This is a genomic window from Geobacillus sp. Y412MC52 (genome assembly GCF_000174795.2).
GTDB lineage: Bacteria > Bacillota > Bacilli > Bacillales > Anoxybacillaceae > Geobacillus > Geobacillus thermoleovorans.
The window spans coordinates 1483784-1497551 of sequence record NC_014915.1; the positions used below are offsets into that span (position 1 = coordinate 1483784).

Below are 13768 nucleotides of genomic sequence, written 5' to 3' on the forward strand. Positions count from 1 at the left end.
GATTTCAATTTTCTTGATTGGCGGATCTATTCATTCTACAAAAAATGAAAACGCTTTAATAATAAAGGGGGCGAGAAGAATGAGGAAAACAAAAGGGATTTGGAAACGAGCAGCGGGGATGATGGCGCTGGCCGCCCTGCTCATGACAGCGGGATGCACGCAAAGCAGCACATCGAGCGGATCCGGTTCGGATAAGGGCAAAGGAGGAGGTTCAGGGGGATCGGTCAAAATCGGTTTTATTCTTTCCCAAACCGGTACGTTTGCACCTCTGTCCGAAGGGATCGTCAACGGCTTCCAATTGTATTTGGAACAGCATAACGGGATGCTCGGCGGGAAGAAGGTTGAAATGAAGGTAGAAGATGATGAAGCGAACCCACAGGTGGCTTTGCGCAAATATCGGCAATTAGTTCATGGGGAAAAAGTTGACATTCTTGTAGGGCCGATTTCTTCAGCGGTTGCGTATGCATTGCGTGATGAAGTCGAAAAGGATAAAAAAGTGCTAATTGATGCCAACGCTGCTGGCGATGACCTCTCGTGGAGCAAAAAGAGCGATTACGTCTATCGTGTCTCGTTCTCGAACTGGCAAAACGGCAGCAGCACCGCGAAATATTTAGCAGAACAAGTCGGCAAAAAAGCCGTTATCCTTGCTCCGGACTATCCAGCCGGAAAGGAAGTGCTCCGGGCGTTCAAGGCTGCTTTTGAAGCGGCGGGCGGAAAAGTCTTGAAAGAAATTTATCCGAAACTGAACACGAACGATTTTGCTCCGTACCTTCAGGAGGCATCAGCGGAAAAGCCGGATTTCATTTACGCGTTCTTTACTGGAAGCGACGGTATTCGGTTTATTACCCAGTATAAAGAATTTGGTTTAAAAGGGAAGATTCCGTTGACAGGCCCCCTGGAGTTTGGGGATGAGCTTTTGACTCAGCCGACTGGTGAAGCGGCTGAAGGAATCATTGCCGGCATCAACTATTCACCGTATTTGGATAATGAACAAAACAAACAATTTGTTGAAGCTTATAAAGAGAAATATGGGAAATTGCCAAATATTTTTGCCGTCGAAGGATATGACTCAGCGGCAGCGATTGATCAGGCAATAAATAAAGCTGGGAGTTTAAACTCTCAGGATTTGATTAAAATCTTGAAAGGCATTTCTCTCGATAGTCCGCGTGGCAAAATTACGATCGATCCGGCAACACATAACCCGATTCAAAATTTCTATATTTCAAAAAATGTTTTAAAAGACGGTGCAATTGTTCCTCAAATACTTGAGACGGTAGAGAATGTAAAGATGCCTGAAGCCTCGCCGTTTTAATTCATCAACAAGGAGGAGATGATCGTCTCCTCCTTTCTAAAAAATTAGTGATGGAACTTAATTTTTTCTGAACAAAGTATGACATATTTTGAAACAGTCAAGTACAACTTCTGAATGAAGATGCTAAAAATTTAGAGAAAAAGGTGGGATCAGGGGTGTCCGCCATTTCAGCACAGTTGTTGACAGGAGTGGCCTATGGGATGCTCTATTTCATGATTGCTGCTGGTTTGACGATTATCCTTGGGGTCATGAATGTCGTAAATCTTGCCCATGGAACGTTGTTTATGCTTGGCGCTTATATTGCGTTTACTTTTATCAATGAAGAACTAAATTTTTGGATTGCCTTATTTCTAGCTGTCTTTCTGACAGCTATATTCGGATTATTCCTGGAAAAATGGCTGATTAAGCATGTATATGGCAAAGAGCTTGAACAAGTGTTGCTGACCTTTGGGTTAAGTTTCATCATTGCCGATGCTGTTGAATGGATATGGGGAACGGAGATGCACACGCTTCCTGTACCAGATTTGTTGAGCGGATCATTATCCATTGGAGACACGGCGTTTCCGGTTTATCGGCTATTTGTTGTCTTTATTGGCTGCCTATTGGCTTTGTTGCTATGGTACTTGGAAACGAAAACGCGTATTGGGGCGATCATTCGTGCAGGTGTGGACGACCGTGCCATGGTTAGCGCCCTTGGCATCAATGTTGGGCTCGTCTTTACCGGGGTATTTGCGTTTGGGGCGGCGCTGGCAGGATTGAGCGGCGTATTGGGCGGGCCGTTGATCGGCATGTATACGGGAATGGACAGTGAGATTCTCGTCACGTCTCTCATTGTCGTCGTTATCGGCGGTTTAGGCTCATGGAAGGGCTCGTTTATTGGAGCGATTGCCATCGGAGTGATTGAAACGCTCGGAAAGGTATGGTTCCCGTCTTTATCGATGTTGACGGTGTTTCTCATCATGATGATTGTCCTCATCATCCGTCCGCAAGGATTGTTCGGAAGAGAGGTGGCATAGAGTGAAAAAGCTGTTGCTTGGCGTTGTGTTGCTGATTGCTCTTGTTTTCGCTATGCCGCTTGTTCTGTCCGATTTCGGGATCAATTTGGCGACGGAGATTTATATCATGGCGATTTTTGCAATGAGCCTCGGGTTGATCATGGGCTATGGGGGAATGGTGTCGCTTGGGCATGCCGGCTTTTTTGGCATCGGCGCTTATACGGTTGCGGTCATTGGTCAGCATGTAGCGAACACATACTTGCTGCTTCTGTTGTCCGTTGTCATTTCCGGGCTGATTGCCTTGGTCACCGGAGCTGTGTTTATCCGTACGTCCAAATTTTACTTTTTGATGATTACCCTCGCATTTGGACAATTGCTGTATGTTTTGTTTTGGCAATTAAAGCCTTGGACAGGCGGAGCAGATGGAATGTCCGTTTCCGCTGTCATGAATTTTGGTTTTGGAGAAATTGTGTCTCCAAATGCTCTCTATTATGTGATGGGGATCGCTTTTGTCATGTCTTACTTTCTTTTGTATCTGTTTGTGGGATCACCGGCCGGAAAGATTACGAGAGGTGTAATGGAAAATGAGGCACGGATGAGCGCTCTCGGTTATAACGTTCGAGTCTACAAACTTCTCGTTTATACATTGTCGGGATCATTGGCGGGACTGGCTGGTGCGCTTTATGCCTATTTTAACGTCTTTGTTTCACCGGATTTATCCAGTTGGATGTTTTCTGGGCAAGTGATGGTGATGGTGATTATCGGTGGAGTCGGCACGCTGCTTGGACCGGCGCTTGGGGCCAGCGTCTTTGTTTACTTGCAAAATTTTATGAGCACGTATACCGAACGATGGCCGATGATCATGGGGGGACTGCTTGTCGCTCTTGTTCTTGCTGGAAAAGGAGGACTTATTCATTGGCTGCAACACGGAAGGCGTTTTTTGGTTTTCCGCAAACAGACAGGTAAAGCGGTTTCGCAACAACCGGTAAAGAAGGGGGAGGCAGTCCATTGAGTCTGCTTAAAGTAGAAAACATTAGCAAATCGTTCAAAACGTTGCAAGTGTTGCGCAACGTTTCTTTGGAGGTGGGCCCTGGAGAGCGCCATGTCATCATCGGTCCAAATGGTGCAGGGAAAACGACTCTTTTCCATTGCATAACGAACATTCTGCCTATTGATGCCGGTGCTGTGTATTTGGACGGAAAAGAGATCAGCAAACTTCCTGCCCACCGCCTTGTCCATTTAGGGATATCGCGGACGTTTCAAAAAAACAACCTATTTGGCGACTTGACGGTGGAAGAAAATATTCATTTGGCGCTCGCAGCGAAAAAACCGTATCGGTACGATATTTTTTCGCCCCTGACCGTCCGGTCCGATATACGCAAGGAAACAAACGATATTTTGGAGCAATGGGAAATTGCCGATCGCCGTCATGTAAAGGTGAAACATCTTTCCTATGGGGAGCAGCGATTGCTTGAAGTGTTGTTGGCCATGGCCAGCAACCCGAAAGTTCTTTTGCTTGACGAACCGACATCCGGAATGTCGCCAGCGGAAACGGCGCAGACAGCGGCAATGATTCAAAAATTGCCCCGTTCTATAGCGCTAGTGGTGGTGGAACATGATATGGATGTCGTCTTTTCCATTGCGGACCGCATCACGGTTCTGCATCATGGGGAAGTTATCTTAAGCGGATCGCCAGACGAGATTAGAAACAATGAGATGGTTAAGAAAATTTACTTCGGGGGAGGAGCGAAACAACATGCTTGAGCTTCAAGATGTTCATTCTTATTACGGAACAAGCTACATTCTTCAAGGAGTGAGTTTTTCTGTTCCACAGGGAAAATGCGTCGCCCTGCTCGGGCGAAACGGAGCAGGGAAAACGACCACCATCCATACAATTGTCGGGTTGCATAAAGCAAAACAAGGAAGCATCCGGTTTAAAGATCAACCGATTGAATCGCTTCCTCCCCATCAAATTTCCCGCCTTGGCATTGGCTTCGTGCCGCAGGGGAGAAGAATTTTTCCGTCGCTGACGGTAAAAGAAAACTTGACGATGCCGGCACGGAAACGAAAGCAGGAAGGCCGCGGCCATTGGGGGCTGGAGAGAATTTATGAATTGTTCCCTGTCTTAAAGGAACGGGAAAACAACTTCGGCACGCAGTTATCAGGCGGCCAGCAGCAAATGCTGGCCATCGGGCGGGCGCTGATGACCAATCCAGAGTTTTTATTAATGGATGAACCATCTGAAGGATTGGCTCCGGTCATCATTGACCAAGTTGGGGAGATTATCGTTCAGTTGAAAGAGGCGGGGTTGTCGATTTTAATTGTGGAGCAAAACATCTCCCTAGCCTGCAAGGCAGCAGATGTAATCTTAATTATGAATAAAGGAAAAATCGTATGGAGCGGTTCGCCGGATGAATTGATGGTCAATGAAGATGTCCAGCATAAGTATTTGGGGGTTTCGGCTTGAGATAATTTGCTAAGGAGTGAAAGAAAAATGGAACGTTACGAACAATGGAACAAAAGCTTTATTAATGGAGAATGGGTAGAAGGAGAAAGCGGCCGCACCTATGATATTTTGAATCCGTATGATCGGTCGGTTGTTGCCTCTGTCCCGTTAGCGACAGTTGAACAGCTTCACCGTGCGTTTGAAGCGGCAGGTGAAGCGCAAAAGGAGTGGGGGCGCTCCTCAGCTGCTCAGCGAAAAGAAGTATTGCACAAAGCGATGGAATATTTACAAGCAAATCGTGAGGAGATCGTCGATTTGATTGTTCGCGAAACAGGGGGCACTTTATTGAAGGCGAATGTCGAGTTTCATTTGGCTCTCGAGCTCTTCGAAGAGGCGTTGCATTATGTCGATGAAGTGCGGACTGTGAGAGAGGTGCCTTCGAATATAGAGGGGAAAGTCAACTACATCTACCGATTGCCATTGGGTGTGATTGCTTCCATTTCTCCTTTCAACTTTCCATTAAACTTATCGCTGCGAACGATTGTGCCGGCGATCGCTCTGGGCAACACTGTTGTGCATAAACCTGATATTCAAGTCGGGCTTGTCGGGGGAGTGGTGATCGCCCGAGCGTTTGAGTATGCCGGGCTGCCGAAAGGGGTATTGAACGTTTTGTTAACCGACATTGATGAGATTGGTGATGAGATGTTGACCAACCCACACCCACGCCTCATCAGCTTCACGGGGTCGACGGCGGTAGGCAGACGAATTGGGGAGATCGCCGGCAGACAGTTAAAACGAGTGGCGTTGGAATTAGGAGGAAACAGCCCATTTGTCGTTTTATCTGACGCCGACGTAGATCAAGCGGTTAATGCAGCTATTTTCGGAAAATTCATTCACCAAGGACAAATTTGCATGATCATCAATCGCATCATCGTCCACGAGAGCAAGTATGACGAATTTGTTGAGAAGTTCGTGCAAAGAGCGGCTGCGCTCCCGTGCGGCGATCCGCGCGATCCGAGCACTGTGATCGGACCGATCATCAACGAAAAGCAAATGCAAAAGGCGTTGCAAATGATCGAAGAAGCAAAACGAGAAGGTATTCGAATGGCTTTGGAAGGAAAGCGAATCGGTAATGTGCTGACCCCGTATGTATTTGTGGATGTCGATCCAGCGAGCAAGCTCGCCCAAACAGAGTTGTTTGCCCCCATTGCTGTGGTGATTAAGGCGAGAACAGACGAAGAGGCGATCGCTATCGCCAACCAAACGGAATATGGGCTCAGTTCCGCCATTTTTACAAGTGATGTTGAAAAAGGAAAAGAATGGGCGCTGCAAATTGACAGCGGTATGACACATATTAACGATCAAACGGTCAATGACGCTCCGAACATTCCGTTTGGCGGCAATAAAGCAAGCGGCCTAGGCCGTTTTGGAAACCCATGGGTGGTCGATGAATTTACGACGGTGAAATGGGTGTCCGTGCAGACGAAGGCAAGAACGTATCCGTTTTAATAGAGAAAAGCCTGGGAGATCGGGTTTAGTCGGATCTTCCAGGCTTTTTGTGATGATACGGCAGCTGTTCATCTTTTGGTCATTGGTTGCACTTATTTAGCAGAGAGGGAGAGAACCCTTTAGTCATAATATCCGAGCAGCAATGAAATGTCTCGGGCGGCTTGGCAGGCGAGCTCAACCAGCCGGAGAATGTTTGTTTGAGTGATCCGCTGATTCGGCCCGACGATGCTGACGGCGGCGACAACATCACCGGAATAGTCACGGATCGGAGCGGCGATGCTTGTCGCTCCTTCATGCAGTTCGTCGATGCAGACGGCGTACCCTTGCTGGCGGATGGTGGCTAACTGGCGGATGAACTCGTTACGGTCAGTCACCGAGTTCGGTCCGTATTTTGGCAGCCCGCGGCGGAGAATGCTTTCTACTATCGATTTCGGACCGAACGCTAGAATGACTTTTCCTGAGCTTGTGCACGTGCACGGGTTGCTTCGGCCGATATGAGAGAGCAGGCGCACTGGGTGTGGACATTCGATTTTGTATAAGTAAACGATTCGGTCGTCTTCCAACACAGATAAATGAACAGCTTCATTAGCTTTCTTCATCAATGATTCCAGGATCGGAACAGCGTCCTTAAATATTTCAGTATGCAGATCAATCACTCCACTTAAATGCAAAATAGAAAGGCCAAGGCGGTATTTGCGTGTTTTTTTGTTTTGCTCGAGAAATCCTTCCTTTTCTAATAGGGTGACTAGTCGGTGAACGGTCGTCTTGTGCAGCCCGAGTCGTTGCGCCATCTCTGTAACGCCCAGCTCCGGTGTTTCAACAGAAAATAAGCGCAAAATGCGCATCCCGTTTTTAACAGAGGAAAGAGTATCCGCCGCTTTTTCCAAGTAAGACACCTCCTTTTGGTTTTCATGCCATCTGTGCTTGCTCTATAAATTTGGCGGACAGCTTTACAGTTTGGCAGAAATCGCATGGGCTGTTTGCATGACAAGCTGTACGAGATGAGGGATGGAACGGTCGTTGATGCGTTGGATCGGTCCAGCGATCGAAACAGAATAGCGCACCTCCCCATTGCGGTGGGGGATTGGGGCGCTGATTGACGTCACCCCTTCATGAAGTTCTTCTCGGCTGATGGCATAGCCTTGTTGTTTGACTTGTGCGAGTTTTTCTAGAAGTGCAGACGGTGAGGTGATCGTTCTTGGTGTAAACGCTGGGAGTCCACGGGCGATGATGCGGTCGATTGTCTCTCTTGGTTGATAAGCGAGAATGGCTTGACCGGTGCTCGTGCAAAACGCCGGGTTTTTTTTGCCGACGTAAGAAAGAAGACGAATCGGGTGATCGCACTCTACTTTGTGCAAATAAATGACATCAGCGCCGTGCAGGGTGGCGATATGTGCGCTTTCTCCTGATAGCGAAACAAGTTCTTGCAAGAAAGGGAGAGCGATCTGGCAAATCGGAAATCGGGAATGAATGATTTTTCTCATTGCCAATAAAGAAGCACCGAGGGAGTATAGGTTGGTTTTCGCGTCTTTTTTGACAAATCCCTCGCTTTTTAACGTTTGCAGCAACCGATGGGCGGCGCTTTTGCTGATATTCAGCCTTTCGGAAATATCGGTGATGCTAAGTTCTGTTTCATCCATCGAAAATAGTTGCAGCAGTCTTAAGGCATTTTCTAATGACGAAAAAGACGTTCGAGTTTTGCGAACTTCCACGAGTTGCTCTGCCTCCTTCGTTTAATAAGAAATCGTTTTCAAAAAATCTTACCATGTTTCGTATAGAGGAATATAAAACTTTTATACGGGACAATAATAGTATAACATAACTTTCAGAACGTTTTAAATATTGTAAATGTGATTAAAGAAAATAGAAAGAGGGGATCGAAAAGCGCATGGAGTTGTCGGTTCGAGAGATGGAGCTGAGCTTGAAACAGTATCAGCTTCATAAAATCAATGAATTGCTTGTTTTTGTCACTCAGTTTAATGAGTTTTACAAGGAGAAGTTTCGCGATATTTGCTTGCCAATCCAAACCATGGATGATTTTCGGAAGTTGCCTTTTACAACGAAAGAAGAGCTTGTGCAAGACCAACAGCTCTACCCGCCGTTTGGCCGGAACCACTGTTACCCGGAAACGAGCTATGTCCGCTATCATCAAACATCCGGCACGTCCGGCAAGCCGCTGAAAATTTTGGATACAGAAGAAAGCTGGAACTGGTGGCGGGATTGTTGGGTGGAAGTATTGAAATCAAGTGGAGTGACGAACCGCGACCGCCTGTTTTTGGCGTTTTCGTTCGGACCGTTTATCGGTTTTTGGTCTGCCTATGAGGCGGCGAAAAAAATGGGAACGCTTGTCATCCCCGGAGGCGGCCAGTCGTCGAAGGAGCGGTTGTCCAGCATGATTGAAAACCGGGCGACCGTATTGCTTTGCACGCCGAGCTATGCCCTTCATTTAGCCGAGGTGGCTGAGGAAATGGGCATCGATTTACCATCGACGCCGATCAGAGCCATCATCACCGCAGGAGAGCCGGGCGGGTCGGTGCCGTCAACGCGGGAGCAAATTGAAACGCGATGGGGAGCGGCCGTGTACGATCATGCCGGGATGACGGAAATGGGAGCGTACGGCTACTCATGTTCGGCTCGCAACGGGCTTCATATTAACGAAGCACAATTTTTGGCGGAAATCATCGATCCGGAAACATTGCAGCCGGTGAAGGAAGGGGAGCGCGGAGAGCTTGTGCTTACCAACTTCAGCCGTTACGGTTACCCACTTATTCGTTACCGGACGAGAGATATCGTGCTTTGTTCGTCAGCGCCATGTTCTTGTGGCAATTCGTATCGCTTTTTACCTGGTGGGATTATTGGACGGGCTGACGACATGGTTGTTGTTCGTGGCGTTAACATTTTTCCATCGTCGATTGAAACGATTGTTAGGGAATTTATGGAGATTAAAGAATTTCGCATTGTCTATTACACAGAGCACGAAATGAATCAAGTAAAAGTGCAAATCGAGTCGGAAGAGGATGTCGGACGGCGTTTAGCCGACCGTCTCAGAGAACGGATTGGCATTCGAATTGATGTCGAACGGGTCCCGTCGGGATCATTGCCGCGTTTCTCCATGAAAGCGAAACGGGTCATTGACGAGCGCAACCGTCCGCAACAAGTGAGCTGACCATGATAGGGAAATGGAAAGGAGAAGAGACGATGAACCAACCAAACGTTCAACGGCGCCCTGTTCTCGTTGTCGGGGCAGGACCGATCGGATTAACTGCCGCCTTGGCATTGCGTCATTTCGGACTGCCGGCGACGGTGATCGAGGCGGAGCCAAAAGACCGCCTTCGGCCGGGGAGCCGGGCGATCTACTTCCATAAGGCGACGTTGCAGCATTTAGAGGATATTTTCCCTGGGTTGGGCAGGACCTTTGCCAAACACGGCGTCGTATGGCCGATCAAGCGCACCTTGTTCCGCGGCAAGGAGGTGTATATGAAGCGGTATCCGGCTCCTGATCCGAATGCGCTTCCACCGTTTACAAGCTTGCCGCAAGTCGAGGCGGAGAAGTTTTTGTATCAAGCCTGCCTGAAGGCAGGGGTCGAATTCGTCTGGGAGACGCCGGTTGCCGATGTCAAAACCGATGAGGAAGGAGCCACTGTCATCACGGCATCTGGCGAACAATGGTCGTGCGATTATCTCATTGCGGCTGACGGGGCTCGTTCGACTGTCCGCCAGTCGGTCGGCATCGAAATGGAAGGGCCGCGGACGAAAGACTACTTTGTCGTCGTGGATGTGAAAGAAGATGAAGCCGATCCGCTGCCGCTTGAGCGGGTGTTTCATTATCAGCATCCGGCTGTGGACGGACGCAACGTTCTCTTTGTGCCGTTTGCCGGCGGGTGGCGCATTGATTTGCAATTGCTTGACGGCGATGATCCGGAGCAGTTCGGCAGTGTGGAAGGCGTGAAGCAATGGCTGCCGAAAGTGATGCCGGAAAAATACGCGGACCGTATTACGTGGGTGTCGACGTACCGCTTTTTCCAGGTGGTTGCGAAGTCGCTCACTGACCGCCATCACCGTGTGCTGTTGGCTGGCGAAGCGGCCCACCTGTTCGCTCCGTTCGGGGCCCGCGGCATGAACTCCGGCGTGCCGGATGCGATTATGGCGGCCAAGGCGATTCAGACGGCGCTTCAGGCCGACACGCGTGAAGAAGCAAAAGCAGCCATTGCGGCCGCTGCGAATGAGCGCCTGATCGCGGCGCGATACAACCGCGATTGTGCGGGGATGGCGTTAGAGCACATTCAAGGAACGGATCCAGCGATCAATATGAAGCGGGAAGTAGCGGCTTCATTGGCGCCGATTTTGCCGCGTCTTGGCAAATGGCTTGATGAAGGGCCGTACGGGCCGAAATCGGGGCCGCCGCAGCTGTCAACGAAATATTGACGAGGAGGAATTGCGATGGAGTATTCTTTCCGAGTCCATTGGGGAGATACGGATGCGGCTGGCATTGTTTTTTACCCGAATTTTTATAAATGGATGGACGAAGCGACGCACCACTTTTTCGCCAGCCTTGGGCGTTCGACGTGGAAGTTGTTTCAAGAAGAGCGAATCGGCATGCCGATTGTCGAAGCAAAATGCGTATTTCATGCCCCGCTCTTTTTCGAGGATCAAGTTTGTGTCAAATCGGCAGTCGCTGAGCTGCGGGAGAAATCGTTTCGCATCCACCATCAGTTTTTTCGAGGAGGCCAGCTTGTGGCTGAAGGATATGAAGTGCGCGTGTGGACGACGTTTGCCGGAGACAGACCGAAAGCGGCTCCCCTTCCAGCCGAGCTTCGTGAAAAGATGAAAAGAGAAGGGGCAATGATCAGATACAAGGAGGGATCATGATGAAAATGATCAACTACCGATTAGGTGATGTGGTGCGTGCTGGATGCATTGTGGATAATCAAGTCATCGACCTTCATCAAGCATATGTAGCGCGGCTTCGAGCCAAGGGATGCCCGCGTGCCGAACAGCTCGCCGCGGCGCTTGTTCCACCCAATACGATCGAGCTGCTCGAAGGTGGGGAAAAAAGTCTAGAAGAGGCGCAAAAGGCGGTGGAATTTGCTTTGGAAAACGGGCTGGTGATCGACCGGGCCAACGTCAAAATCGAAGCGCCGATATTAAAACCAAACAAAATTGTTTGCGTCGGTCACAATTACCGTGAACACATTTTGGAAATGAAACGGGAACTGCCGGAATACCCCGTCATCTTTGCCAAATTTAGCAACACGATCATCGGTCCGGAAGATAACATTCCATTGCCACCGATCACGAGTCAGCTCGATTACGAAGCGGAATTTGCCTTCGTCATCGGCAAGCGGGCGCGGAATGTCAAGCAGGCGGAGGCGCTTGAGTATGTCGCCGGGTACACGATTGTCAATGATGTGACAGCAAGAGATTTGCAGCGGCGGACGATCCAATGGCTGCAAGGAAAAACGCTTGATGGGAGTGCGCCGATGGGACCGTGGCTTGTCACGAAGGACGAAATTCCGGATCCGCATTCGCTCGAAATTTCATTGAGCGTTAACGGGGAAGAGCGGCAACGGTCGAATACGAAAAACTTGGTGTTTAATGTTCATTATCTGGTAGAGTTTTTGTCGCATATCATGACGCTTGAACCAGGAGATGTCATTTGCACAGGAACGCCGGGCGGTGTCGGGGTCGCCCGCAATCCGCAAGTCTTTTTGCAGCACGGCGATGTCGTGCGCATTGAGGTAGAGCGCATTGGCGTGCTCGAAAATCGCGTTGCCGCCGTGCCAAGTCAGGTGGAGGTGGAGTCGTCATGCCGTTGATTGAGCAATATCGGCAAGAAATCAAAGAAACCGTGGAGAGGATCATTCAAAAAGTCAGCTCATTGACGGAGGAGGTGATCCGCTGGAAGCCGTCTGCTGATGAATGGTCGATCATGGAAATTCTTTGCCACGTCGAAGAAGTGATCGGCTATTGGACAAGGGAGCTTGTACGCGTCATTCAAGCCGGCGGCGGGGAGTGGGGCCGGGGGCTCAATGATGAAGCGAGGCTGGTGGCGGTTCGTCAAGCAGACTCTCGCACTGTCAGCGACGTCATCCATGGGATTAAGAAAGCAGCGAAATTTGCGGATGAACAGCTGGAACGGTTGAGAGATGATCAGTTGGCTCTTGAAGCCCCACATCGCAACCCGAAATTTGGCGTCAAGCCGATGACGTTTTTAGTCGAGCATTTTTTGACCGAGCATTTGGCCGGCCATTTGCGGCAAATTGAACGAAATTTAGGCAAACATAAGGCCGCTCAATCAAAACAATGAGAAAGGGGAAATTCATGTGGCGGAAAAAAATCCTTTTTTCCAAAGCAAAGAAGTGAAAGAGTTTACGAAAAAAATTGAACAATACCATTTAGGTCCGCTTTGGGAAGCGATTCCGGACTTGATGCATAAAGAGCCGAGACCGGAAGCAGTGCCGTATTTATGGAAAGGAGAGACGATCCGCAAGCTGCTTTTGGAGGCGACGCAAATTTTCACGCCGGAACGTGGCGGCGAGCGCCGGGCAATTTACTTGCAAAACCCAGGGCTTAAACAGCGCCAGCCGTGGGGATGGGCGTCAACGACTAACACACTATATGCGGCTGTCCAGCTTATTTTGCCAGGTGAAACGGCGCCGTCTCACCGTCATACGCAAAATGCGATGCGGTTTATCACAGACGGAAAAGGGGCGTATTCGATCGTCCAAGGAGAGCGGTTGTTCATGGAGGAAGGCGACTTTCTTATCACTCCGGGCGGATTATGGCACGGCCACAGTCATCCAGGAGAAGGACCGATGTTTTGGATGGATTGCTTGGATATTCCGTTTATTTACGCCACAGGTGGAACGTTTTTTGAACCTTATCCGGATGGCATTGAGCCGCCGTCGCTTCCAGATGACTACTCGGCGCGCAAGTATCGCGGCGGCATGGTTCGGCCGATCGGCGACCGAAAGCCGCAAGTCGCACCGCTTGGATTGTACAAGTGGAAACAGACCGAAGCGGCGTTGGAAGGGTTAAGCGATTTTGAACCGGATCCGTATGATGGCATTGCGGTCGAGTACATCAATCCGTCCAATGGTCAGACAGCCAATCCGAACATCGGTGCATGGATGCAAAAACTGCCGGTTGGCTACCATTCAAAGGCGCACCGCCACACGTATTCGGCGATTTACCACGTGTTCAAAGGCGAAGGATATACAGTCATCAACGGTATTCGGTTCAACTGGACAAAAGGCGATTATTTTGTCATCCCGAACTGGGCTTGGCACGAACATGTGAACACATCCAAAGAGGATGCGCTTCTCTTCTGCGCCAACGATTTGCCGATCATGGAAAAGCTCAGATTGCAGCGTGAAGAAGCGTACCCGAATAACAACGGATATCAATCGGTCGTCGGGGAGTTTGAGGCGGAGGTAGTGCGTAGCTAGATCATTGTTCCCCTGTGGTTGTGAATTGCTACAGGGGATTTCCCTTAATTTGTTTTGA

At 49.3% G+C, this 13768-nt stretch carries 14 protein-coding genes; 12 read left to right on the forward strand and 2 right to left on the reverse strand.

What is annotated here, in order from left to right; genetic code table 11:
* The first annotated feature begins 79 nt into the window (after nt 1–79).
* From GYMC52_RS07330 to GYMC52_RS07355, 6 genes are all read left to right on the forward strand, one after another.
* Nucleotides 80–1312 carry an ABC transporter substrate-binding protein gene (locus GYMC52_RS07330; protein ID WP_013523591.1) on the forward strand — a complete coding sequence of 411 codons (1233 nt, stop codon included), beginning with the start codon at nt 80–82 and terminating at the stop codon, nt 1310–1312.
* Between the two features lie 155 nt (nt 1313–1467).
* On the forward strand, nt 1468–2328 hold the full coding sequence (locus GYMC52_RS07335) for a branched-chain amino acid ABC transporter permease (protein WP_013523592.1): 861 nt from the start codon (nt 1468–1470) through the stop codon (nt 2326–2328).
* A 1-nt stretch (nt 2329) separates the two neighbouring features.
* Nucleotides 2330–3319: a branched-chain amino acid ABC transporter permease gene (locus GYMC52_RS07340; protein WP_013523593.1), complete on the forward strand. Its 990-nt coding sequence runs from the start codon at nt 2330–2332 to the stop codon at nt 3317–3319.
* Entirely contained in the window at nt 3316–4071 is a 756-nt protein-coding gene (locus tag GYMC52_RS07345; protein WP_013523594.1) for an ABC transporter ATP-binding protein, read from the forward strand. Before GYMC52_RS07340 ends, GYMC52_RS07345 begins: the two co-directional genes overlap by 4 nt.
* Nucleotides 4064–4774 carry an ABC transporter ATP-binding protein gene (locus tag GYMC52_RS07350; RefSeq protein ID WP_013523595.1) on the forward strand — a complete coding sequence of 237 codons (711 nt, stop codon included), beginning with the start codon at nt 4064–4066 and terminating at the stop codon, nt 4772–4774. Before GYMC52_RS07345 ends, GYMC52_RS07350 begins: the two co-directional genes overlap by 8 nt.
* 27 nt (nt 4775–4801) lie before the next feature.
* Complete coding sequence (locus GYMC52_RS07355; RefSeq protein ID WP_013523596.1) at nt 4802–6262, forward strand: aldehyde dehydrogenase family protein; 1461 nt, start codon at nt 4802–4804, stop codon at nt 6260–6262.
* A 119-nt stretch (nt 6263–6381) separates the two neighbouring features.
* On the opposite strand, the gene GYMC52_RS07360 is transcribed toward GYMC52_RS07355, so the two are convergent.
* Together GYMC52_RS07360 and GYMC52_RS07365 are read right to left on the reverse strand one after the other, a co-directional pair.
* Nucleotides 6382–7149 carry an IclR family transcriptional regulator gene (locus GYMC52_RS07360; RefSeq protein ID WP_013523597.1) on the reverse strand — a complete coding sequence of 256 codons (768 nt, stop codon included), beginning with the start codon at nt 7147–7149 and terminating at the stop codon, nt 6382–6384.
* A 63-nt stretch (nt 7150–7212) separates the two neighbouring features.
* Nucleotides 7213–7974: an IclR family transcriptional regulator gene (locus GYMC52_RS07365; RefSeq protein WP_013523598.1), complete on the reverse strand. Its 762-nt coding sequence runs from the start codon at nt 7972–7974 to the stop codon at nt 7213–7215.
* A 176-nt stretch (nt 7975–8150) separates the two neighbouring features.
* Between GYMC52_RS07365 and GYMC52_RS07370 the strand changes: the two genes are divergently transcribed.
* From GYMC52_RS07370 to GYMC52_RS07395, 6 genes are read left to right on the forward strand one after another with little or no spacing between them, the layout of a single operon-like run.
* Entirely contained in the window at nt 8151–9428 is a 1278-nt protein-coding gene (locus tag GYMC52_RS07370) for a phenylacetate--CoA ligase family protein (RefSeq protein WP_013523599.1), read from the forward strand.
* A gap of 32 nt (nt 9429–9460) precedes the next feature.
* On the forward strand, nt 9461–10687 hold the full coding sequence (locus GYMC52_RS07375; protein ID WP_013523600.1) for an FAD-dependent oxidoreductase: 1227 nt from the start codon (nt 9461–9463) through the stop codon (nt 10685–10687).
* Between the two features lie 15 nt (nt 10688–10702).
* Complete coding sequence (locus tag GYMC52_RS07380; protein WP_013523601.1) at nt 10703–11131, forward strand: acyl-CoA thioesterase; 429 nt, start codon at nt 10703–10705, stop codon at nt 11129–11131.
* A complete protein-coding gene (locus tag GYMC52_RS07385) occupies nt 11131–12078 on the forward strand; it encodes a fumarylacetoacetate hydrolase family protein (RefSeq protein ID WP_013523602.1) in 948 nt (315 codons plus the stop codon). Before GYMC52_RS07380 ends, GYMC52_RS07385 begins: the two co-directional genes overlap by 1 nt.
* Nucleotides 12069–12569, forward strand: coding sequence for a DinB family protein (locus GYMC52_RS07390; RefSeq protein WP_013523603.1), 501 nt, complete (start codon nt 12069–12071; stop codon nt 12567–12569). The genes GYMC52_RS07385 and GYMC52_RS07390 overlap by 10 nt, the downstream gene beginning before the upstream one ends.
* 16 nt (nt 12570–12585) lie before the next feature.
* On the forward strand, nt 12586–13710 hold the full coding sequence (locus GYMC52_RS07395) for a cupin domain-containing protein (protein ID WP_013523604.1): 1125 nt from the start codon (nt 12586–12588) through the stop codon (nt 13708–13710).
* The last annotated feature ends 58 nt before the right edge of the window (nt 13711–13768 follow it).

Bases quoted from the DNA above. Each gene is read 5' to 3' on its own strand.
- GYMC52_RS07370 (WP_013523599.1), top strand. From the start codon at position 8,151: ATGGAGTTGTCGGTTCGAGAGATGGAGCTGAGCTTGAAACAGTATCAG.
- GYMC52_RS07385 (WP_013523602.1), top strand. From the start codon at position 11,131: ATGAAAATGATCAACTACCGATTAGGTGATGTGGTGCGTGCTGGATGC.
- GYMC52_RS07350 (WP_013523595.1), top strand. From the start codon at position 4,064: ATGCTTGAGCTTCAAGATGTTCATTCTTATTACGGAACAAGCTACATT.
- GYMC52_RS07380 (WP_013523601.1), top strand. From the start codon at position 10,703: ATGGAGTATTCTTTCCGAGTCCATTGGGGAGATACGGATGCGGCTGGC.
- GYMC52_RS07375 (WP_013523600.1), top strand. From the start codon at position 9,461: ATGAACCAACCAAACGTTCAACGGCGCCCTGTTCTCGTTGTCGGGGCA.
- GYMC52_RS07355 (WP_013523596.1), top strand. From the start codon at position 4,802: ATGGAACGTTACGAACAATGGAACAAAAGCTTTATTAATGGAGAATGG.
- GYMC52_RS07330 (WP_013523591.1), top strand. From the start codon at position 80: ATGAGGAAAACAAAAGGGATTTGGAAACGAGCAGCGGGGATGATGGCG.
- GYMC52_RS07390 (WP_013523603.1), top strand. From the start codon at position 12,069: ATGCCGTTGATTGAGCAATATCGGCAAGAAATCAAAGAAACCGTGGAG.